General features: G+C 62.2%; 18 protein-coding genes. 5 read left to right on the forward strand and 13 right to left on the reverse strand.

The window, feature by feature from the left end; translation table 11 throughout:
* Positions 1-89 precede the first annotated feature (89 nt).
* The 4 genes from AB5Y67_RS01235 (at position 90) to AB5Y67_RS01250 (ending at position 6,243) form a co-directional block, all read left to right on the forward strand.
* The gene (locus AB5Y67_RS01235) at positions 90-986 is read left to right on the forward strand and encodes a glycyl-radical enzyme activating protein (RefSeq protein WP_150388819.1); all 897 of its coding nucleotides are present in this window, start codon (positions 90-92) and stop codon (positions 984-986) included.
* 4 nt (positions 987-990) lie between these two features.
* The gene (locus tag AB5Y67_RS01240; RefSeq protein ID WP_199428050.1) at positions 991-3,423 is read left to right on the forward strand and encodes a formate C-acetyltransferase/glycerol dehydratase family glycyl radical enzyme; all 2,433 of its coding nucleotides are present in this window, start codon (positions 991-993) and stop codon (positions 3,421-3,423) included.
* A 95-nt stretch (positions 3,424-3,518) separates the two neighbouring features.
* Entirely contained in the window at positions 3,519-4,265 is a 747-nt protein-coding gene (locus AB5Y67_RS01245) for a DNA-binding transcriptional regulator YciT (protein ID WP_113738736.1), read from the forward strand.
* Between the two features lie 127 nt (positions 4,266-4,392).
* Positions 4,393-6,243, forward strand: coding sequence for an extracellular solute-binding protein (locus AB5Y67_RS01250; RefSeq protein ID WP_150388817.1), 1,851 nt, complete (start codon positions 4,393-4,395; stop codon positions 6,241-6,243).
* A 93-nt stretch (positions 6,244-6,336) separates the two neighbouring features.
* Here the strand turns inward: AB5Y67_RS01250 and AB5Y67_RS01255 are convergent, their stop codons facing one another.
* Complete coding sequence (locus AB5Y67_RS01255) at positions 6,337-6,729, reverse strand: DUF2750 domain-containing protein (protein ID WP_005334204.1); 393 nt, start codon at positions 6,727-6,729, stop codon at positions 6,337-6,339.
* Positions 6,730-6,888: 159 nt separating this feature from the next.
* Positions 6,889-7,437, reverse strand: coding sequence for a hypothetical protein (locus tag AB5Y67_RS01260; protein WP_199415880.1), 549 nt, complete (start codon positions 7,435-7,437; stop codon positions 6,889-6,891).
* Positions 7,438-7,682: 245 nt separating this feature from the next.
* Here AB5Y67_RS01260 and AB5Y67_RS01265 point away from each other — a divergent pair, with 245 nt between their 5' ends.
* Entirely contained in the window at positions 7,683-7,931 is a 249-nt protein-coding gene (locus AB5Y67_RS01265; protein ID WP_005334209.1) for a TIGR02647 family protein, read from the forward strand.
* Here the strand turns inward: AB5Y67_RS01265 and AB5Y67_RS01270 are convergent.
* The 11 genes from AB5Y67_RS01270 to AB5Y67_RS01320 all read right to left on the reverse strand — a co-directional run bounded on the left by AB5Y67_RS01270 (position 7,918) and on the right by AB5Y67_RS01320 (position 21,641).
* The gene (locus AB5Y67_RS01270; protein WP_005359485.1) at positions 7,918-8,223 is read right to left on the reverse strand and encodes a hypothetical protein; all 306 of its coding nucleotides are present in this window, start codon (positions 8,221-8,223) and stop codon (positions 7,918-7,920) included. The genes AB5Y67_RS01265 and AB5Y67_RS01270 overlap by 14 nt on opposite strands.
* A gap of 90 nt (positions 8,224-8,313) precedes the next feature.
* Positions 8,314-8,523: a cold-shock protein gene (locus AB5Y67_RS01275; RefSeq protein ID WP_005302803.1), complete on the reverse strand. Its 210-nt coding sequence runs from the start codon at positions 8,521-8,523 to the stop codon at positions 8,314-8,316.
* A gap of 208 nt (positions 8,524-8,731) precedes the next feature.
* A complete protein-coding gene (locus AB5Y67_RS01280) occupies positions 8,732-9,832 on the reverse strand; it encodes a dihydrolipoamide acetyltransferase family protein (RefSeq protein ID WP_064338305.1) in 1,101 nt (366 codons plus the stop codon).
* Positions 9,829-10,815 (reverse strand): alpha-ketoacid dehydrogenase subunit beta, encoded by a 987-nt coding sequence (locus AB5Y67_RS01285; RefSeq protein ID WP_021231077.1) that lies wholly within the window; start codon positions 10,813-10,815, stop codon positions 9,829-9,831. The genes AB5Y67_RS01280 and AB5Y67_RS01285 overlap by 4 nt, the downstream gene beginning before the upstream one ends.
* Positions 10,808-11,896 (reverse strand): pyruvate dehydrogenase (acetyl-transferring) E1 component subunit alpha, encoded by a 1,089-nt coding sequence (gene pdhA / locus AB5Y67_RS01290; RefSeq protein ID WP_064338306.1) that lies wholly within the window; start codon positions 11,894-11,896, stop codon positions 10,808-10,810. Before pdhA ends, AB5Y67_RS01285 begins: the two co-directional genes overlap by 8 nt.
* A 285-nt stretch (positions 11,897-12,181) precedes the next feature.
* Positions 12,182-13,051 carry a hypothetical protein gene (locus AB5Y67_RS01295; RefSeq protein ID WP_199415882.1) on the reverse strand — a complete coding sequence of 290 codons (870 nt, stop codon included), beginning with the start codon at positions 13,049-13,051 and terminating at the stop codon, positions 12,182-12,184.
* Positions 13,048-17,037: a non-ribosomal peptide synthetase gene (locus AB5Y67_RS01300; RefSeq protein ID WP_201942071.1), complete on the reverse strand. Its 3,990-nt coding sequence runs from the start codon at positions 17,035-17,037 to the stop codon at positions 13,048-13,050. Before AB5Y67_RS01300 ends, AB5Y67_RS01295 begins: the two co-directional genes overlap by 4 nt.
* Positions 17,038-17,162: 125 nt before the next feature.
* Positions 17,163-17,924, reverse strand: coding sequence for a 2,3-dihydro-2,3-dihydroxybenzoate dehydrogenase (gene dhbA / locus AB5Y67_RS01305; RefSeq protein ID WP_064338309.1), 762 nt, complete (start codon positions 17,922-17,924; stop codon positions 17,163-17,165).
* Positions 17,921-18,853 carry an isochorismatase family protein gene (locus AB5Y67_RS01310; protein WP_201942074.1) on the reverse strand — a complete coding sequence of 311 codons (933 nt, stop codon included), beginning with the start codon at positions 18,851-18,853 and terminating at the stop codon, positions 17,921-17,923. Before AB5Y67_RS01310 ends, dhbA begins: the two co-directional genes overlap by 4 nt.
* Complete coding sequence (locus AB5Y67_RS01315) at positions 18,850-20,496, reverse strand: (2,3-dihydroxybenzoyl)adenylate synthase (protein ID WP_325793718.1); 1,647 nt, start codon at positions 20,494-20,496, stop codon at positions 18,850-18,852. The genes AB5Y67_RS01310 and AB5Y67_RS01315 overlap by 4 nt, the downstream gene beginning before the upstream one ends.
* Complete coding sequence (locus tag AB5Y67_RS01320; protein WP_325793717.1) at positions 20,493-21,641, reverse strand: isochorismate synthase; 1,149 nt, start codon at positions 21,639-21,641, stop codon at positions 20,493-20,495. Before AB5Y67_RS01320 ends, AB5Y67_RS01315 begins: the two co-directional genes overlap by 4 nt.
* Positions 21,642-21,683: the final 42 nt, after the last annotated feature.

Here is a 21,683-nt window from a genome sequence, read left to right on the forward strand (position 1 = left end):
CTAGCGATAAAACATCTGCGAGTTGCTTGATCGAAATCAAATCAACTTTCGAATGAAAGCAAATAGAATGAAAAACAAAAGGGGGCGGTATGATTTTCGATCTGCAACGATATTCAACTCACGATGGCCCCGGCATTCGCACCCTGGTATTTCTCAAGGGGTGCTCGCTGGCCTGTCTATGGTGTCAAAACCCGGAGAGCCGCTCTCCCAAGCCGGACATACTACTCGACCGGCGCCAGTGCATCGAGGGATGCCAGCTCTGCAGCCAGGCGTGTCCGGCAATCTTGCGTGACAGCGAGGGCATCCAGCTCAGCCGTTCTGCCCTCAAGGCCGATGATATGGAACGGCTGCGCGGCCTCTGCCCCAGCGAAGCGCTGCAGGTGTGCGGCCGCGATGAAACCCTGGACACCCTGATGGACACCATCTTGCGGGATCGCCCCTTCTTCGAGCGCAGCGGCGGTGGCGTCACCCTCTCCGGTGGCGAGCCGTTTATGCAGCCCGAATTTGCTGCCAACCTGCTGGCCCGCTGCAATGCCGAAGGGCTGCACACAGCGGTCGAGAGCTGCCTCCATGTGCCCTGGCATCAGATTGAGCCAAGCCTCCCCTCACTGGATCTGCTGCTGGCGGATCTCAAACACGTGGATAAAGAACGTTTCTTCCACTGGACCCGCGGCAAGGTGGAGCTGCCCATCGCGAACCTCAAGCGCCTCGCCGAGCACGGCGTGCCGATGCAGATCCGGGTGCCGCTCATTCCCGGCTTCAATGCTGACCGCGCATCGATCGAAGCCATCACCGACACCGCCGCCAGCCTCGGCACCGTGCAGGAGATCCATTTCCTCCCCTATCACACCCTGGGGATGGGCAAATATGCCCTGCTGGATCTGCCCTATCAGGCGCCAGAGACACCGCTCGACGATCCCGATTTACTCAGCTTTGCCCACGCATACGCCCAACGTCAGGGGCTGACCCCTGTGACCAGAGGATAAGATCATGACCCAGCTCGACCTCAATACCCTCAGCCCGCGGATCCGCGCCCACAAAGAGAGCCTGATCCACATCGTTCAGCCACCGGTCTGCACCGAGCGTGCCCGCCACTACACCGAGGCCTATCAGGCTCACCTCGCCCGGCCGCTGCCGGTGCGCCGCGCGCTGGCGCTGGCCCATCACCTCAAGCAGCGCACCATCTGGATCAAGCACGACGAACTGATCGTCGGCAATCAGGCCAGTCAGGTGCGGGCGGCGCCGCTGTTTCCTGAATACACGGTGAGCTGGATCGAGAAGGAGATCGACGAGCTGGCGGACAGACCCGGTGCCGGTTTTGCGGTCAGCGAAACCGACAAGGAGGTCATCCACGCCCTCACCCCCTTCTGGCGCGGCCAGACGGTGCAGGATCGCTGCTTCGGCCTCTTTACCGACGAGCAGAAAGCGCTGCTGGAGAGCGGCATCATCAAGGCCGAGGGCAACATGACCTCGGGGGATGCCCACCTCGCGGTCAACTATGAGGAGCTGCTCACGCTGGGTCTCGATGGCTACAAGGCCAAGGTGGCCGAGCGGCGCAGTCGGCTGGATCTGGCGGACTGGGCCGATCTGCAGCGCGAGCAGTTCCTGCACGCCGTCGCCATCACCCTGGAGGCGGTCAGCGATCATATCGGGCGCTACGCCGCCCTTGCCAGCAGCATGGCCGCGCAGGAGTCGCGCCCGGAGCGCCGAAGCGAGCTTGAAACCATCGCACTCAACTGCGCCCACATCGCCCACCAGCCCCCCGAGACCTTCTGGCAGGCGCTGCAACTCTGCTACTTTATCCAGCTCATTCTGCAGATCGAATCCAACGGCCACTCGGTGTCGTTTGGCCGAATGGATCAATATCTCTACCCCTGGTATCGTCGCGAGGTGGAGCTGTCGGAATCCCTGCCTCGGACGCGCGCCATCGAACTGTTGCAAGGGTGCTGGCTCAAGCTGCTGGAGGTGAACAAGATCCGCTCCGGCACCCACTCCAAGGCCTCCGCCGGCAGCCCGCTCTATCAAAACGTCACCATCGGCGGCCAAAACTGGCGGGATGGCAAGGCCCATGACGCGGTCAATGGCCTCTCCTACGCGATTCTGGAGTCCTGTGGCCAACTGCGCTCCACCCAGCCCAACCTCTCGGTGCGCTATCACGCCGGCATGAGCGAGGATTTTCTCGACGCCTGCATCCAGGTGATCCGCTGCGGTTTTGGCATGCCAGCCTTCAACAACGACGAGGTGGTGATCCCCGAGTTCATCAAGCTCGGGGTGAGCGTGGAGGATGCCCACCACTACGCCGCCATCGGCTGCATCGAGACCGCCGTGCCCGGCAAGTGGGGCTACCGCTGCACCGGCATGAGCTTTATCAACTTCGCCCGCATCCTGCTGGCCTCCCTCGATGGCGGCCGCGATGCCACCACAGGCAAGGTATTCCTGCCCCAGCCCCAGTCGCTGCGAGACGGGAGCTTTGGCAACTTTGACGAGGTGATGGCCCGCTGGGATGAGCAAGTGCGCTACTTCACCCGCAAATCCATCGAGATCGACTGCGTGGTCGACAGCGTGCTGGAGGCTCAAGCCCATGACATCCTCTGCAGCACCCTGGTGGATGACTGCATCGAGCGCGGCAAGACCATCAAAGAAGGGGGTGCCGTCTATGACTGGGTCTCCGGTCTGCAGGTGGGGATCGCTAACCTCGGCAACAGTCTGGCGGCCCTGAAGAAACTGGTGTTCGAGCAGGGCGTGGTGGATCAGCACGAGCTGGCTGCCGCACTGGAGCAAGACTTTGCCGGGCTGGCAGGCGAGCAGTTGCGTCAGCGCCTCACCAACGCCGCCCCCAAATATGGCAACGATCTGGACGAGGTTGACCTGCTGCTGGTACAGGCTTACCAGAGCTACATCGACGAGCTCAAGGGGCTGCACAACACCCGCTTCGGGCGCGGCCCCATCGGCGGCACCTACTATGCGGGCACCTCCTCCATCTCCGCCAACGTGCCGTTCGGTGCCGCCACCATGGCTACCCCGGATGGCCGTCACGCCCGCACGCCGCTGGCGGAAGGAGCCAGCCCCTCTTCGGGGTCGGATCGTCTCGGCCCGACGGCGGTGTTCAACTCCATCGGCAAGCTGCCCACGGCGGCCATTCTCGGCGGGGTGCTGCTCAACCAGAAGCTGAGTCCGGCGAGCCTTGAGAACGAGCGGGACAAGACCAAGCTGATGAGCCTGCTGCGCACCTTCTTCGAGGTGCACAAGGGGTGGCACGTGCAGTACAACATCGTCTCGCGGGAGACCTTGCTGGCGGCCAAGGCCAATCCGGATCAGTACCGGGATCTGGTGGTACGGGTGGCGGGCTATTCAGCCTTCTTCACCGCCTTATCCCCGGATGCGCAAGATGATATCATCGCCCGCACCGAGCACAGTCTCTGACGGGGCGCACCCCATGGCGCCTGTGACGTCATATGATTGGCAAGCCACCCCACGGGTGGCTTGCCGCTATCCACCACCTTCTATGTGAGCGCACCATGAATCCACGCCACCAACTGATCCTCACTCTGGTCCATCAGGCTCGCAAGATGAGCGTGAGTGAACTCTCCCGACATACCGGCGTGTCTGAGGTAACGGTGCGCAACGACCTCACCGCGCTGGAGAAACAGGGACTGCTCAGACGGGTACACGGCTCGGCCATGGCGCTGGAGACCGATGACCCGGATGCCCGGATGAACATCAATTACCTGCTCAAGGAGCGCCTCGCCGAGCGGGCCGCCCAGCTGGTGGAAGATGGCGAGACGGTCTTTATCGAGGGGGGCAGCGCCAACGCCATGCTGGCGCGCCATCTGGCCCTGCACAAACGGGTCACCATCATCACCATCAGCAGCTATATCGCCCATCTGCTCAAAGACACCCCGGCTCAGGTGGTGCTGCTCGGCGGGCTGTTCCAACATCAGAGCGAGAGCGTGGTGGGGCCGCTCACGCGCCTCTGCATCGAGCAGGTGCACTTCTCCAAGGCCTTTATCGGGGTCGACGGTTTTCATCCCGAGATGGGTTTCACTGGCCGCGACATGATGCGGGCCGATGTGGTCAACAGTGTGCTGGCCAAGGGGATGACCAATGTGGTGATCACCGACAGCAGCAAATTTGGCGCCATCCACCCGAGCCAGCTTGGCGCGCCGGGCCAGATCAACGTGCTGGTTACCGACGATGCCCTGCCCGCCCCCATGCGGACTGCCATCGCGGCCAAGGGGATCACCCTGCACTGCGTTGCGGCCTAGGCCACCCGCTAATTCACTCTATTTCATTGACCTGACAGGATAAAATTTCCATGATGAGCCAGTCCCCATCGGGACTGACATCACCAGTGCGTGATCTGCAGGAAGCAGACTTCAGGAGAGCAAGGACATGCCATCGACCATCACCGCCGGGGAGTGCCGACTCTCCCCTATCATTCGCGCCACCGCCATCACCCTGACCCTGTGCTGGAGCCCGTTTGGCTGGAGTGCCACGCTGCCCGCTGGCTTGAAGTGGGAGAGCAACAACCAGGATCCTCTCTATGCCGATCCGGCCGCCAAGCGCGGCGGCACCTTTCGCACCTTTATGACCAGCTTCCCCCTGACCCTGCGCAAATATGGCCCCGACTCCAACGGGGGCTTTGCCGGTTACGTGCGGGAAACCAACCTGCCACTGCTGAGCACTCATCCCGTCACCGGCAACCCCATGCCGATGCTGGCAAACGAGTGGGCTTTCGGCGCCGACAACAAGACCCTCTATTTTCGCATCAATCCCAAAGCGCGCTGGTCAGACGGCCAGCCGGTCACCGCCGATGACTGGCTCTTTACCCTCAAGATGATGCGCAGCAAAGAGATCAACGACCCCTGGTACAACAACTACTACAGCACCCAGATAGCAGACATCACCAAGTTTGATGATCACACCCTGGCCATCACCAGCGGCACCGAAAAGAGCCGCCAAGATCTGCTCGAGTCACTGCCCATCAGCCCGGAGCCGAGCCACGCCATCAAGCTCACCGCCAACTGGGTCAAGGAGTACAACTGGAAGGTGTTGCCGGTCACCGGCCCCTATCAGATCGATCAGGTGAAAAAGGGTAAATCGGTCACCTTCAAGCGGATTGAACGCTGGTGGGGAGATGACGAGCGCTACTTCCAGCATCGCTTCAATCCTGCGCGGATCGAGATCAAGGTGCTCAGGGATCTGAACATCGCCTGGCAGCACTTCCTGCGCGGCGATCTCGACACCTTCCCGCTGGTGATGCCCAACTGGTGGCACGACAAAACCAAAACCGCCGAGTTCGAGAAGGGGTATATCGCGCGCACCTGGTTCTTCAACCAGACCCCGCAATCGCCGATGGGGCTCTATCTCAACACCGCCGATCCGCTGCTGAATAATCTCGATGTGCGGCTCGGGAGCCAGCATGCCCTCAACCTCGACAAGATGCTCACCACCCTGCTGCGGGGGGATTACCAGCGACTCAACAGTTATGGCTCAGGTCAGGGGGAGTTTACCAACAGCGAGATCAAGGCCCGTCCGTTCGATCCCAAACTGGCACGGGAATACTTTGCCAAGGCAGGCTTTAACAAAGTGGGGCCACAGGGGATTTTGCAAAACGACAAGGGGCAGTCACTGACGCTCGCTATCACCTACACCACCGCAGAGCACGCCCAGCGGCTCACGCTGTTGCGGGAAGAGGCCAAGAAGGCGGGGCTTAATCTGGAGCTAAACCTGATGGATGCCTCGGCCGGTTTCAAATCGATGCTGGAGAAAAAGCACCAGAGCGCCTGGATGGCCTGGGCGGGTAGCCGCTATCCCGCCTATTGGGAGTTCTTCCACAAGGTCAACGCCAACAAACCCCAGACCAACAACATCATGAACATCGATGACGACGCCATCACAGCGCTGGTGGAGCAGTATGACAAGGAGTTCGACTTTGCCAAAAAGGCGGCCCTGTCACGGCAGATCCAGCAGCGGCTCTATGAGCTGGCGAGCTTCGTCCCTGCCTATCAGGTGCCCTATACCCGGGAAGGCGCCTGGCGCTGGATCAAACTGCCAAAAGTACCTGCCACCCCCAAGAGCGAGCAGCTCTACTGGCCCCTCGGTGGCGACAACAGCGGTTACAGCTATGGCGGTCTGCTGTGGATCGATGAAGAGCTAAAATCCGAGACCAGGGCAGCCATCAAGAGCGGCAAGACCTTCCCGGCCGAGCCTATCATCGACACCACTTATCGCCAGCTCTGATTGCATCAGCCCATCGGCAAAAGTCCTTAAAACAAAGACCCCGCCAGATAGCGGGGTCTTTGTTGGCAACCGGTGTTGCGAATAGCTCGGTGATCAGCCGCGTTTGGCCTGCTTCTCGGCAATGGCGTCAGCCACGTCAGCCGGCTCCAGTACGATGCCTTCCTGATCCGGGGTCGGGAACACGGCAACACACAGCTCGTCCTGCTCCATACCGTCAACCCAGCGCTCCAGCCACACCTTCAGGGTGATGGACTGCGGCTTGCAATCGGCCCATTCGCCTTCGGCCCACGCCTTGGCGTACTCCGGGTGCGGCCATACCGGGATGCAATCTTCATCGTCGGTGGTCAGCATCATGACGCCATGCTCGTCAGTCAGGACGAACAGCTCTTCATGCTCGACCAGCTTGCTGATGAAGTGATCGTAACGGTAATCAGCGTTTAGTTGCAGCGCGGCATTGCGCTCGGTGTCGCTCAGTTCATAGCTCATTGGCCAAGTCTCTCTCTCGATAAAGGGCGCCATGTTCACATCTTGTCGTCAGCTTGTCCAGCTTGCAGCCCCTTGGCACCGGATGGGGAGGACAATAACGCAAATAAGGATAGAGCAGCCTCCTCGATAGCGAGACCGCCAGCCATCATATTGCCCCTTTTACAGCGCAGGAGTGATCAGCTCCACATCAGGTTGCTCGCTCAGCTTTTGCCGCAGCCAGTAGGCGGACTCCACCTCGACAAAGCAGAGCAGCTCCTGGCCATTGGCCGCCATCGCCATCAGCTGCTCAAAACGCAGCTGTTGTTGCTGCTCCCAGGCGGCAGCGAGTTTGGCACCGTGGGCCTCATCCACCACTTCGCGGCGCAACTCGAACAGGTTATCGGTGATCGGGCTGTTGATCTTGGCGGCGCTGTGCCAGTACATCAGCAGGTTATCCATCATCTCGCTGTCGTAGTTGGCCAGTGCATCCAGCTCGGGTGTATCACCGCTGTCGCTGGCGGCAAAATCACACCAGCCCGCATCGAGTGACGCCAGCTCATGAGCCTCCTTGGCATGCTTGCGTAACAGCGCAATGTCGGCCCCCTTGCGTGCAGGTAACCACACCTCGCCCTGATGGGCATCCAACAGGGACGTCAACGAAGCAGCGGGGTAAACCGGAAAGCGGGTACAAAGTGAATGCAGCAGGGATACCAGAGTGATCTTGACCATGAGCGATACCTTGAACAGGGCGAACAGCCACCAATAGACCGTCCGATATAAAGAAGTGCCCTATCCTACCACGTTTGGTCCGGCTCGGCCCTTGGCGAAGCTGTCAGCCAACCATCTGATTACGCCGAAAAAAACAGCATTTGAAACGCAGCATCCAGTCAAAGGTCAATAATTTGAGCCAGCGCCCACTAAAGTGGATCCGGGGATGCTAGTTTGCATACATCTTTAGCGTAAGGAGTAAATCCATGATTGGGATCGACCAGGTTTCTAACGAATTCGTGAACGATTTGAAAATACTGGCATGCTTTGATCCGGCCAACATGAGCCTGGGGATTAAATTACGCAGCGATATGTCTGAAGAGTTGTGCCAGGCGGCAGCCCGTCTGCATCAACAGGGGCTCATCAGCGCAGAAGATGGCGGCTATCTCACCCCGTTTGGCATGACCATGGTTGAACACCTGCAACATCTGTTGGTCGCACTCAAACCGCTTTGACCGGCTGTGGTGCCCAGAGGGAAAAGTTGAGTAGCTCCCAGCGCTCCCCTTGGTGAAGATGACAGGCAAACAGCAAAGGACCTTCGGGTCCTTTTACTTTGCCATCCACCAGCCACTCCCCCTCCCTTTCAGGTACCAGTCGCGCATTTACCTCATCGGGTTGCAGCGCCGCGCCCACCCGGACCTGGACAAATTGCTGGCAGATCACCTGCGCTTCCATCGCGGATTGAACCGGTACCGGCGCATCGGACGTCGGAGTCAAGGTGGCAGCAAGCAGGAGCGATAGCAGCATGATTCAGCACATGGGAGTCAGTTGCAGAAGCCATATAAACAAAAAGCCGTGGCACCAGAAGTACCACGGCTTTCTTAAATTCTGTAAGAATTACAGAGCGGTTACGTTCTCAGCCTGCGGGCCTTTCTGACCTTGGGTCACAGAGAACTGTACGCGCTGACCTTCAGCCAGGGTACGGAAACCGTTACCTTGAATGGCGCTGAAGTGAACGAAAACGTCCGGGCCGTTTTCTTGCTGGATGAAGCCAAAACCTTTGGTTTCGTTGAAAAACTTAACGGTACCGGTGATCATGTTAGACATATCTTTTAAACCTGTATTCAAAATAATTACTTATGCTTTTCAGCGGGTAAAGCTCAAAAAACGGGATTAACTTATGAACAACAGGACAAGATGTGAAACATCGTATTCATTGACATAACTATCGCCCTTTCAAGCTGGTTTGGATTATACGTGGCTTTGTAGATTACGCAAACAAATTTGTGCCCTGCCAATGACAGGGCACAAACCGTTATAAGGTGGCTGCTTCCAACGCTTCGACCAGCGCTCTGAGAAAACGAGCCGCCTCCCCGCCAGTACAGGCTCTGTGGTCAAATGTCATCGACAGCGGCAATGCCCTGACGGGACGCGCTTCACCATGGATGAACACCACTTTTTCGAACAGTTTGCCAGCCCCTATGATGGCCACCTGCGGCGGCGTGACAATGGGGCTCGCATAGCGGCCTGCGATAGCACCGAAGTTGGTGAGCGTAATGGTCGCCCCCTGCAACATCTCGCGCGGCACGGCGCGCGCCTTCACATCGGCGATCATCCGATCCAGCCCCTGCCGGATATCTGCCCCCTCCCGTTCGGCCACGTTCTCCATCACCGGCACATAGAGGCCATGCTTTGAATCCACAGCGATGGCTACATTGACCTCTTTGAACAGCCGCCGTGACAGGGTGTCGCCATCAAACCAGGCATTCATCGAGGGCTCGGCGCGGCACGCCACGCCAATGGCCTTGATAAGGCGCACCGTCACATCCTCATCAGGGCGCCAGTGACGCAAATCCACCTCATCGGTGATGCTGACCGGCACCACAGTCTGATGAGAGAGCTCCATCGCCTTGGCCATGGCACGCCGTGACCCTTTGAGGAATTCGTTGCCACTGCTCTGCTGTGACTCGAATGCCTGCTGCACATCCAGCTCGGTCACCATGCCGCCGCTGCCACTTCCCTTGATCCGGTCGATATCCAGACCCAGTTTTTGTGCCAACAGTCGCACGGCAGGCATGGCTTGCACCAGCGCGCCACCCGGGGCAATGGCCCCCACCACGAAGTGATCCTCGATATGCTGCTGATGGGCACTCACCTTACCCACGACGGTGCCATCATCCTCACCCCCCTCGAATTCCACCAGCGGCGCACCGATATGGAGGATATCCCCTTCGGCGCCGCAGAGACGGGCGATTACCCCGGCCACCGGAGAAGGCACATCCACCAGCGCCTTGGCCGTTTCCACCGACAACAGCACCTGATCGACCTCGACGGTATCCCCGGCACTCACCTTCCATTCGACGATCTCGGCTTCGGCCAACCCTTCACCCAGATCCGGTAATTTGAAAAATTTCATAGCCACTGGTTCTCCATCAGCTGGTGAGCGGCATCGGCGATATCCTGCTCGGTGATGAGGTAATACGCTTCGTTGCGATAGTAGGGAACGGCTGCATCCACGCCGGTCAGCCGTTTGGGCGGCGCCTTGAGGCTGGGAAGTGCCTGCTCGGTCACCCGAGCCACAATTTCGGCTCCTACCCCGAAGCTGCCACACGCCTCGTGTACCACCAGCAAGCGGCCGGTCTTGCGTACCGAAGTGAGGATGGTCTCCATATCCAGCGGCTTGATGGTGGCCAGATCCAGCACCTCGCACTGGATATCCTGCTCGGCCAGCAGGTTCGCCGCCCGCATCACCTCCTGAATGCAGGCCCCCCAGGCCACTACCGTGATATCCCGGCCCGGGCGCAGGGTGAAGCAGACATCCAGCGGCAGGCCGACACCGTCATCCACCACCTCGGATTTCATCGAGCGATAGATGCGGTCCGGTTCAAAAAACATCACGGGATCCGGATCTCGGATAGCCGACAGAAGCAGGCCATAGGCGCGTCTCGGGCTGGAGGGGATCACCACCCGTAGCCCGGGAATATGGGCAAACAGCGCCTCGACACTCTCGCTGTGGTGTTCCGGCGAGTGAATGCCCGCGCCATACGGGGAGCGATAGACAAGGGGACAGGAGAGACGGCCACGGGTGCGGTTTCGCATCCGCGCCGCCTGACAGATGATCTGCTCCATCCCGGGGAAAATGAACCCCTGAAACTGGAACTCAGCCACCGGCTTGAGCCCCTGGGTGGCCATGCCAACCGCCACTCCGGCGATCAATCCCTCGGCCAGCGGCGTGTCGATCACCCGCTTGAAACCGAACTTGTCACGCAGGCCAACCGTGGCGCGAAACACCCCGCCGTTGACCCCCACATCCTCGCCGAGTACCACCACATCAGGGTCGTGCTCCATCTCGTAGTGAAGGGCCATGTTGACCGCTTCCAGCAAACTGATCTCACTCATGGCCAACCTCCTGCTTCATCCCCTTGGCAATTACTCGCTCGCGCTGGGGCAAGAGTTCGGCGGGCAGGCTGGCATAGTGATAATCGAGCATCGCCTCCGGTGGCTGGGGTGCCATCGCCTCATAACGGGCGACGGCTTGCTCCACCTCCCGGGTGGCTTCCGCCAGCAGGCTCTGCTCCTGCTCCTCATCCCACCACCCTTTGCTATGCATAAACTGGCGCAGCCGCTTGACCGGCTCTTTCGCCCAGGCGGCCTCGACCTCGGCCCCGTCGCGATAGCGAGTGGCATCATCGGCCGTGGTGTGATCGCCGAGGCGATAACTGACTGCCTCGATCAGAGTCGGCCCCTTACCGCTACGGGCCCGTTCGACGGCACTGCGCGCGGCATCGTAGACCGCCACCACATCGTTGCCATCCACCTGCAGGCTGCGCACCCCGGCACCAATCCCTTTCTGGGCCAGCGTTGGGGCGCTCGATTGCAGCTTGCGTGGCACCGAGATAGCCCACTGGTTGTTGTTGACGATGATAACCATCGGCAGGTGCCAGACCCCGGCGCAGTTGAGCCCCTCCAGAAAATCCCCCTTGGAGGTGCCGCCGTCGCCGATGGTGACCACGGCAACCCGCGGTTGATTACGCAGTTTGAAAGCCGAGGCAATACCGCAGGCGTGGGTGATCTGGGTGGCGATGGGGACGCAGATGGGGAGATCTTCAGAGGGAGTCCCATCGGGTTTGAGAAAATAACTGCCCCGCTCGTCCCCACCCCAATATTGCAAGTTCTTCTCCATCGGCACGCCACGCACATAGAGGGTGGGCATGTCCCGATAGTAGGGGACGTAGACATCCTGCGGCTGCATGGCCAGACCAATGCCAATCCCCACGGCTTCTGCGCCGAGATGGGAGGGAAAAGTACCGAGTTTGCCGGTTCGTTGCAGCGCAATCGCTTTTTTGTCATAGCTGCGCACCATCACCATATTGCGGTAGAAGGTGTGCAGTATCGCCTTGTCCAGCCAGGTCGGTAAGGTGGCGACCGGGCACCCTTCCGCATCGAGGTAACGAAGGAAAGGGATGTCGACATGGGTCATAACTGGCTCCTTGCCGTTGTGAGCGTCACCGATGCTGGTGACACCTAGATGTAAATACCTTGTTAAATAAAAAGCAAAGGGATTTACTCAGGTAAGACCAGTAGAAACTTCTTTAAAGTAGCGAAGGAGCTGAATTTTCGGCGATGAGTGGCAAGGTATGCCGTAAATGGTGCAACTTTGCAGCACTGAACGCAGGATGCCAAATGTGAAAAAGGGGAGCCTTGCTCCCCCATTGAGTTGTTTCAGTTAGCTGTTACTTCTGTCAGGGGTTACTCCAACCAGCAGTTACGCCAGCCACTGTTGCAGCTGGCGGGCCATGCCAACTGGCAGCAAGTGAGCGCGACTCAACAAGCGGCTGCGCCAGGGCTCGGCCAGCAAGGTGGGGCAAATTCGCATCTCCCGTCCCCGGTCAGCCACGCGCACCAGCCTGTCGACAAGAGTCTCCAGCGGCGGATACACCGGCCAGTTGGGATAGAGGTCAGCAGTGGTGATATCGGCCAACTCGCACACCCGCTCCTCTTCCCCATCTCCCTTCTCATCAACCATTGGCCAGGGGTGAAGCACCTGTAGCCAACCCGGCCGTGCTGTCTCCAGCAACTGGCCCAGCGTCGGCTGAGCAAAGTGGGGATCCCCTGCGGCTTTGAGCAGATGGCGCGCCCCCGCCAGCACCACCACGCCGCGGGCGGGAAGTGCAAGAAGATAGTCGGCCAGCGCCTGATCCCGCCCCCTGTTGTGTTGCTGCCACCACTCCGGGCTCATCTCCTGCCACTCGAATAAGGGCTCGCAGAGATGCACCCGCAGCCGCACATGTTCGGGGCGCGCCATATTGCTCTGGCGCAGAGCGGAAAAGAGAGCCGGAAACTCGGGGGCCATCCAGGCAGGAAAGGCGCAGGAGTCAAGCCAGACTGGATAGAGCCGTGCCAGCGTCAGCGGCTCACCCTGCCAGCTCTCCTGCCCCGTCAGCCAGGCATCGAGCAAGCCCTGATGGCGGCGGTTGCCGCACTCCAGCACCAGATCGGTCATGATTTCCCAGAGCGCCGGATCACAGAGCCAGGCGTGCTGGCGCCGGATAAAATCCGGGTGCCAGTGCGGCTCCCCCAGCCCCACCAGCTTACCCGCCAGCAAGGCTTCCCGGATGGCGGCAACCGGGGTCATGCATCCCCCTCCTGCCGGATGTGCGGTTGCTGCCCGACCCCATCGACCCGCTCACAAATAAGGGCGCCGACCTTTGCCAGCCAGTCGGGATGCACCATCTCCTGATGCAGGCAGGGGAAGCGCTCATAACGGATTTCGCCTTTTGTCAGCGGCTCCCAACCACGTCCATCCAGCCAGAGCTGGCGGGAGGCTGACGCCTCGATAAAGATCACCTCCCCGTGGTAGCAGTAGTCGACCGGCTGGCGGATCAGCCGGTTGTTGTGGCCCACCAGCTCAATCATGGCGCTCACCACCTGCTCGTCGAGCATGACCAGCGCACTCCCCTCCGCCCCCAGTCGGGCCACCACCTCGTCCCGAGTGAGGGAGTCGAGTGCCTCATCCGCAACCGCAATGCCGCCCATCCGCAGCAGCGCATCGAGCATCCGCTGCTCGTCGGGCAACGGCTGGGTCTGCCACTGCTGGCAGGGGTAGGCATCGAGCAGCAGCACCATGGCCACCTCCTGTCCCTGCTCTTGCAGCATGGCGGCCATCCGGTGCACCAGCATGCCCCCGAGCGACCAGCCGAGCAGCCAGTAGGGCCCCTCGCTCTGTTGACGACGCAGCTCGGTCACATAATCGAGCGCCAGTTCGTCGAAACTGGCGGGCAGCGGCGCAGCCGGCTGACAGAGCGCCCGCGCCTGCAGGGCATAGACCGCCATGTCGGCCGGCAGATGGGGCACCAGCGGCGCATAACACCAGCCGAGCCCCCCTGCGGGGTGGACGCAAAAGAGGGTGGGGCACGATGTGCCAGACTGCGTACCATGCGCCCGCAGGGGCAACAGCATGGGCATGGCCTCCCGCTCACCACCAAGACGACGCGCCAGCTGGGCTGGGCTCGGCGCTTCGAACAGGCTGGCCAGAGTGAGATCCTGTCCGATTGATTCCTCAATGCGCACCACCAGCTGCGCCGCCAGCAGGGAGTGGCCACCGAGGGCAAAGAAGTTATCGTCGGCGCCGACTCGCGCCAGCCCCAGTACCTCGGCGAAGAGGCGACAGAGCCGCTCCTCCAGCAGGGTTTTCGGCAGTGACTGACCCACTGCCGACGCCATATCGGGCAGCGGCAGCCCCTTGCGATCCAGCTTGCCATTGGGGGTGAGCGGCAGCTCAGCCAGAGTGACCAAGAGCCCCGGCACCATGTAGTCAGGCAAGGCTGCACCAAGGGCGGGTGCCAACTCGGCAAGCGTCAACTCGCCACTATCTGCGGCCACCACATAGGCCACCAGACGGCGATCGCCGGGGGTAAATTCGGGGGCCAGCACTACCGCCTGCGCCACTCGGGGATGGCGCAGCAGCACCTGCTCGATCTCCTCCAGTTCGATGCGTTGACCGCGGATCTTCACCTGAAAATCGAGGCGCCCCAGATACTCGATGGCGCCATCCTCGCGCCAGGCGGCCAGATCGCCGCTGCGATAGAGCCGTCCCGCGCCGAAGGGGTTGGCAATAAAGCGCTCGGCGGTGAGCTCGGGCTGGCCAAAATAGCCATCCGCCACCTGTACGCCGCCGATCCAGAGCTCCCCCGCCACACCGGGGGGCACCGGCTGCAACCAGGGGTCGAGAATGTGGATGCTGGTATTCCAGACCGGATAGCCGATGGGCACGCTGATCACCGCCTCGTCTGCCCGGCAGGGATACCAGGTGACATCCACCGCCGCCTCGGTCGGGCCATAGAGGTTGTGCAGGGGGGCTGAAAATGTTCCATACCAGCGTTGCACCAGATCGGCGGGCAGCGCCTCGCCGGAGCAGAAGACCTGCCGCAGTGCCTGGCAACGCGCAGGCTCGGCCTGAGTGACAAAGATCTGCAGCATGGAGGGGACAAAGTGCAAGGTGGTGATCCCGGCCTGCTCAATCAGCTCGGCAAGGTAGGCGGGATCCTTGTGGCCGCCCGGTTTGGCGAGCACCAGCCGCGCCCCGGTCATAAAGGGCCAGAAGAACTCCCAGATGGAGACATCGAAACCGGCCGGGGTCTTTTGCAGCACCCGATCCGCCGGGCCGATGGGATACATGTGCTGCATCCAGAGCAGCCGGTTGACGATGGCGCCATGGCTCACCACCACCCCTTTGGGCCGACCGGTCGAGCCGGAGGTGTAGATGATGTAGGCCGCATCTTCCGGCTTGGAGGCTGGCAGCTCACAAGGTACTGTCGCCGCCACGTCTATCGTCGCCAGCTGCTCTGCCACACCGGGGGCATCAAGGCAGACAAGTGGTACGGCCACATCGAGCGGCATCCGCAAGGTGCGACTGGTCAGCACCAGCGCAGGGTCGCTGCTGGCGAGAATGTAGCCGATCCGCTCCGCCGGATAGTCCGGATCAACGGGCACATAGACGGCACCCACCGCCATGATGGCCTGTTGGGCGAGAATAAGCTCGGGAGAGCGCGGGATCACCACCGCCACCCGGCTACCGGGGCCCACGCCCCTCCCCGCCAGATAGCTGGCCAGCTGGCGGGTGCGCTGGCGCAGCTCGGCCACACTCCAGCGCTCGGCGCCACACTCCAGCGCGATGGCGCTCTGTTCTGCCGCCGCCAGCCCTTCGGCCAGCAGTGCACTCAGGGTGGTAGTCGGCAAGGGATGGTCGGTTTGGTTCCAGCGCGCCAACTCAGCCTGCTCGCAGGGCAGCAACAGCGGCAAGCACACCGCCAGGGCCTCGTCAGCCGCCTCACTCCAGGCCGCCAGATAAGCTACCAGCCGGGCCAGATGACGTTCACTCTCCTGTTGGCTGAAGCGCCCCTGATGTGCTTCGAGGGTCAGGGTCATCGCACCTGCCTCCTCGCCAAAGTAGAAGGCGCACTCCTCCACCGGCCCCGCCGCCAGCACCTGCACCTCACCACGAACCTGGTTGTGTCCTTCACCAAAGCTGAGGGTGCGGGCAAAGGGCATCAAATTGACCTGAGGGCCAAACAGCGGCTGGCCCGGCTGACGCTGTTGCAACCACTCCTGACGGCAGCCCTGATGACGGCGCAGGGCGGCAAATTGCCGCTCGACCTGTGCCAGCAACTCCCCTACCCGGCTGGTGCCGCTCAGCTCGATGCGCAGGGGCACCACATTGACCTTCATGCAGGGGGTATCGGCCGCCGCTGAGCCCAGCCGCCCCATCAGCGGAATACCCAGCACCACCTCGCCAGCGCCGCTCATCCGCTGCACATAGCTGGCCACCGCCGCCAGCAGCAGGCTGTAGGGGTGACAGGCCGTGCGACTCGCTCGCTCTACCAGTGCCTGCCACTGGCGGCCAGCAAGCCGCTGCTCAAGACGATAGGTGGAGCCCGGCCCTTGCGCCGGACGGCGGGAGAGCGACGCAGGATTCTCCACCCCGGCCAGCTGCTGCACGAAGAAATCGCGATCCCGCGCGGCGCGCGGCGAATCCTGATAGGCCGCCTCTTCAGCCAGCAACTCCTGCTGGGTCGCATAACGACAGGGGGCAGGCTGCTCGCCGGCACAGAGCGCCTCATACCAATTTGTCACCCGCTGGCAAAGCAAACTCAGGCCAAAGCCGTCGATGGCGATATGGTGCACGGCGATAAACCAGGCCCACCGCCCCTCGCCAAGGCGATAGAGCGTAGTGGCAAACAGCGGCCCCCCGGCCAGATTGAAGGGGACGGCCAACTGCGCACGCATCTCGGCCTGCGCAGCGGCGAGCGGGTCGGCTTCGCTGCGCAGATCCCGCTCTGCCAGCTGCCAGCAAGCGGGGTTGGCCACCATCTGCGGGCCATCGGCAGTAGCCACAAAGGCGCAGTGCAGACCGGGGATCTCGTCGATAGTCTGGCGCACCGCGCGGGTGAAGTGATGGGGAGCCAGCGCCCCCTCCAGCAGCCAGTACTCGCCGGTATTGCAGGCGGGGCTCTGCGGGTATTTTTGCTGGGCAAACCAGATGCCAGCCTGAGCTGTGGTTAGCGGCCAGCGCGGGTGCTCACCGCGCTGGTGGGTGGCGCGCATCGCCATTGTCTGTTCCATGGGAATGTCCTTGCGCAAACATCGGGCGGGCAGCGGCTTGCCCCTGCCCGCATGGCTGAAAAGCGAGGAGACAAAGCCTCCTGCATAAAGAGAGTGTCACGCCTGCCAGATCGGCAGCACGTGGGCTAGACCCCCAGGGTGGCACCGCCATCGACCACCAGATCCTGCAGGGTGATATGGCTGGCCGCATCGGAGGCGAGAAACAGCACGCAGGCAGCCACCTCGTCGGGGGTCCCAAGTTTGCCAAGGGGGATCCCAAGCTTGAACTGCCCGGGCAGGCCCGCGATGGTGCGCAGCTCCCCTTCACGCTGTTCCCCCTCCTGCCACATGCCGTACAACATCGGGGTACGGGTCGAGCCCGGCGACACCAGATTGCAGCGCACGCCGTAGGGGGCGAGTTCCAGCCCTGCCGTTTGGGTCAGGCTGGTTAGCGCCGCCTTGGAGGCACCATAGATGCCCATCCCCACTCGCGGCACCCGACCGGCATTGGAGGAGACATTGACGATGGATCCCCTGCGCCGCCCCTGAAACCAGGGGGTCAGGGCCCGCATCAGGTAGAAGGGGGCGAAAGTGTTGATGGCGAAGGTGCGCTGCAAGAGGGCGTCATCCACCTCATCGAGCCTGCCGGTCGCCAGTACGCCAGCGACATTGACCAGCACATCGGGCCCCAGCCCCTCGTCCAGCAGCTGTTCGCAGCAGCGGGTCACGGCCTCGCTGTCGCTGACATCGATCACCACTCCCTTCACGTTGCCGGGCAGCGCCTCGGCCAGTTGCAGATCGAACGCCACCACGCTGGCCCCCGCCTCGGCAAAGGTGCGCGCCACCGTATGGCCAATTCCCTGCGCCGCACCGGTCACCCAGACGGTTTTGCCTTGCCACTCGCTCATGGGATGCACTCCGGTTCGCTGACGTGATCTTCGTTGACCTGATAAGCCGTGTCCTGACTGACATTCAGCTGACGGGAGAGGAGCGCCCACCAGTGAGCTAGGGTCGGCGTGCGGGCCAGCTCGGCCAGCTCCACCACCAGCCTCTGCTGACGCCACTCTTCCACCAGCCCCATCACCGCCAGCGAGTCGAGACCGTAGTCGAGCAGGTTGTCATCCTCGGTGGGCTGCTCCTGCTGCATCTCGGCGGGCAGCCGTGCCAACACCTGAGCACGTAGTGACTCGCGAGTCAGAGGGCGTTTGCTGGCCGCCATCACCTCGGCCACGGTAATCACCCGACCGGCATTACGGCTGACGTAGGAGAGCGCCAACAGATGATCCTCGCGGGAGAAGTCGGCGATGGCATCTGCCACCAGGAAGGGGCGGATATCCCGCATGAAGGCATCGACCGCCGTCTGCATCACCCCGATATGGCCGTAGATGCCGCAGATCACCAGCTGATCCCGCCCCCATTCGGCCATCAGCTCGGCCAGCGGTGAACGGCAAAAAGCGCTGTAGCGCCACTTGGTCAGCACCGTATCCTGCGGCTCGGGTGCCAGCGCCGGAACGATTGGTTGGCGCTCCGGCGCCCGGGTCAACCCGGGCCCCCACATGTCGTTGAGCAGCGCCCGATCGGCCTGACGCTGCTCGGCGGGCTGGGCGGTATAGACCACCGGCATGCCAAGAGCTCGCGCCTGACGGATCAGGGTGGCGATATGGTCGATGACCTGATTGATCAGCGGATTGTCCGGCCCGTAGAAGTCGACGAAATAGTGCTGCATATCGTGGACCAGCAAGGCGGCGCGGCCCGGTTCGAAGGGCCAGTTCACCCGCCCGGTGGGCAGCTCCTCGGCGGTAGGCAGCGGATAGGCGGCGAGGGATTGAATGGTCATGCACACTCCTTGGCGAGCTGCTCGCGCAGCGTCTGTTTGTCTATCTTGCCGACCGGGGTGTGGGGCAGTTGCTCCACCAGCACCAGGCGATCGGGCAGTTTGTAATCGGCCACCCCCTGCTCGCGCAGGAAACGGCGCAAGCGGGGCAAATTGAGGGGCTCGCGGCACATCAGAAAGGCGCAGCTGCGCTCCCCGAGCATGGGATCAGGCATGGCGACCAGCACTGCCTGCCGCACCTCCGGGTGGGTCAGCAACAGCTCTTCAATCTCGAGGGCGTCGATCTTCTCCCCGCCCCGGTTGATCTGATCCTTGTTGCGCCCCACCACTATCAAATGACCACTGGGCAAGCGGCAGACCAGATCGCCAGTGCAGTAGAAACCGTCCCGGTCAAAAGCCCGCTGATTGTGGGCATCAGCTTTGAAGTAGCCGCGAAAGGTGTAGGGGCCACGCGTCCAGAGCTCTCCGCACTCGCCATCTGGCAAGGGGCGTCCGTCGCTATCCCGCACCTCCACCTCGTCGCCCGGGCTCATCGGGCGGCCCTGGGTATTGACGATGTGCCACTGGTCATCCTCGATGCGGGTGTAGTTGACCAGCCCTTCGGCCATGCCGAACACCTGCTGCAAGCGGCAGCCAAGGCGGCTCGCTACCGCCTCGGCATGAGCCGGGCTGAGGCGCGCGCCGCCCACCTGCACACACTCCAGGGAGGTCTGCGGATAGTGGCTGGCCGCCTCCAGCCAGAGCGCCAGAGCCGGTGGCACCAGCGCCGCCCAGTTGACCTGATGGCGCTGCACCAGCGGCAGACAGGTTGCGGCGGAAGGATCCTTTGCCAGCACCACGCAGCCACCGGCATAAAACACCCCGAGTGCCCCGGGGGAGCTCAGGGGAAAGTTGTGGGGCGCTGGCAGAGCGCAGAGATAGATCACCCGCTCATCCCAGCCGCACACCTCTACGCTCTGGCGCACGCTGTAGCCATAGTCATCGTGGGTACGGGGGATCAGTTTGGGGGTGCCGGTGCTGCCGCCGGAGAGCTGGAAAAAAGCGACTTGATCGGCCGGGGTAGGAGTTGGCTCGATAGCCGTCAGCGGCGAACCATCAGCACGGGCTATCGGGTCAGGCTGACACCATGCAAATCCCGACTGAAGATCGGAGCCTTCTGCCTGCTCGAACAGCAGTGTCTGGCAAGAAGGCGATACCAGCTCATCAAGGGCCGCGAGGCTCCCCGCTTCACCGGCAAAGCCGGGATGGGAGGGGCTGAGTACCAGCAAGGCGGGCTCAATCTGGCGGGCAAAGGCCACCAGCTCGCGCCGCTGATGGCTGTAGAGGGCATGCACCGCCACTACGCCGCAGCGGATCAGGGCAAACCAGCAGATATAGAACTCGGCGCAGTTGGGCAACTGCACCAGCGCTGTATCGCCGTGGCCCAGCCCGCGCGCCGCCAGCCGCGCCGCCAGCGCATCAACCTCACACTTTAACTGGCCATAACTGAGGGTTCGCGCGCCGCAGATCAGGGCCGTGCGCTCGGGATAACGTTCGGCAGATTCATCGAGCAGGGCGGTGAGCGGTTGTCCGCGCCACCACCCTTGTGCCCGGTAGTGGGCTGCCAGCTCGGCGGGCCAGGGGGTAAAGGGCACCAGCGGCTTCATGCGGTTACCTCCGGCTCCCGGCTTTCGAGGCCAAACGCCCGCAGCATGGTGCCAAGCTTGGCGGCGGTCTCCTGCCACTCCGCTTCCGGCGAAGAGCCCACCACCACCCCGGCGCCGGCATAGAGCCGCAGTTGCCTGCCAGCCAGCACGCCACAGCGGATGGTGACCACCCACTCGCCATTGCCATCGGCATCCATCCAGCCGACGGCGCCGCAGTAGAAGCGGCGATCGTACCCCTCGAGCCGGGCGATGGCCTGACGCGCAGCCGAGAGCGGTGTGCCGCACACCGCCGGTGTCGGGTGCAGTGCCAGCGCCAGTGCCAGCACGGGAGAGGGCTCATGGAGCCGTCCGGCAATGCGGGTCGAAAGGTGCCACATGGTAGGGGTCGCGATCACCTGCGGCTCCAGAGGGACGTCCAGCTCGCGGCAGAAGGGAGCGAGGGCGGCGGCGACCGCATCGGCCACCAGCGCATGTTCATAGCGATCTTTTTGCGCCCCCAGCAGTTCGGCGCTGGCCGCCTGTTCATCGGAAAACGCGTGGCGCGGACGGGAGCCCGCCAATGGATTGCTCACCACCGCCATCTCGCTGCGCGATACCAGCAGCTCGGGGCTCGCACCAAGCAGGGTCTCCCCCTCCGGCAGCGGGATCTGGAACACATAGGCGCCCGGATTCTGGGCAAGCAGAGAGCCATAGGCGTGTGCGGGGGAGGTCTGCTCTGCACTCTGCACATCGATGGCGCGCGACAACACCACTTTCTCGAGTTGCCCCTCGCTGAACTGCTGCAACGCTGCCCGCACCGCCCCCTGATAGTGGGCAGAGCCGGTCACTTCGCTCACCTCGCCATGGAGCTGGCAACAGCAGGCGGGTAACAACGCATCCCGTTTGACCCACTGCGATTGCGCCGGGATCACCAGATGCCAAGGGGATTGGGTATCAAACGGAATGGCGCCGATGGCGATGGGATTGACCATCCCCTGCTGGCGCAACTGACGCAGATGGGCGAGCAGCTTCTCCGGCGGGATGCCGGTAAAACTGTCGTGGATACCGGAGGCGACTAGTACCCTGTCACCGCTGGCAAAACAGCACACTTTATCCAGCCCGACCGCTGTGGCGAGCCACTCTCCTTCCAGTGCATGGTCACACATGACGGTGCTACTCCTTGGAATGAATCACTGCCTGACACAACT

The sequence above is a fragment of the Aeromonas sp. s12 genome (assembly GCF_040907925.1).
GTDB lineage: Bacteria > Pseudomonadota > Gammaproteobacteria > Enterobacterales > Aeromonadaceae > Aeromonas > Aeromonas veronii.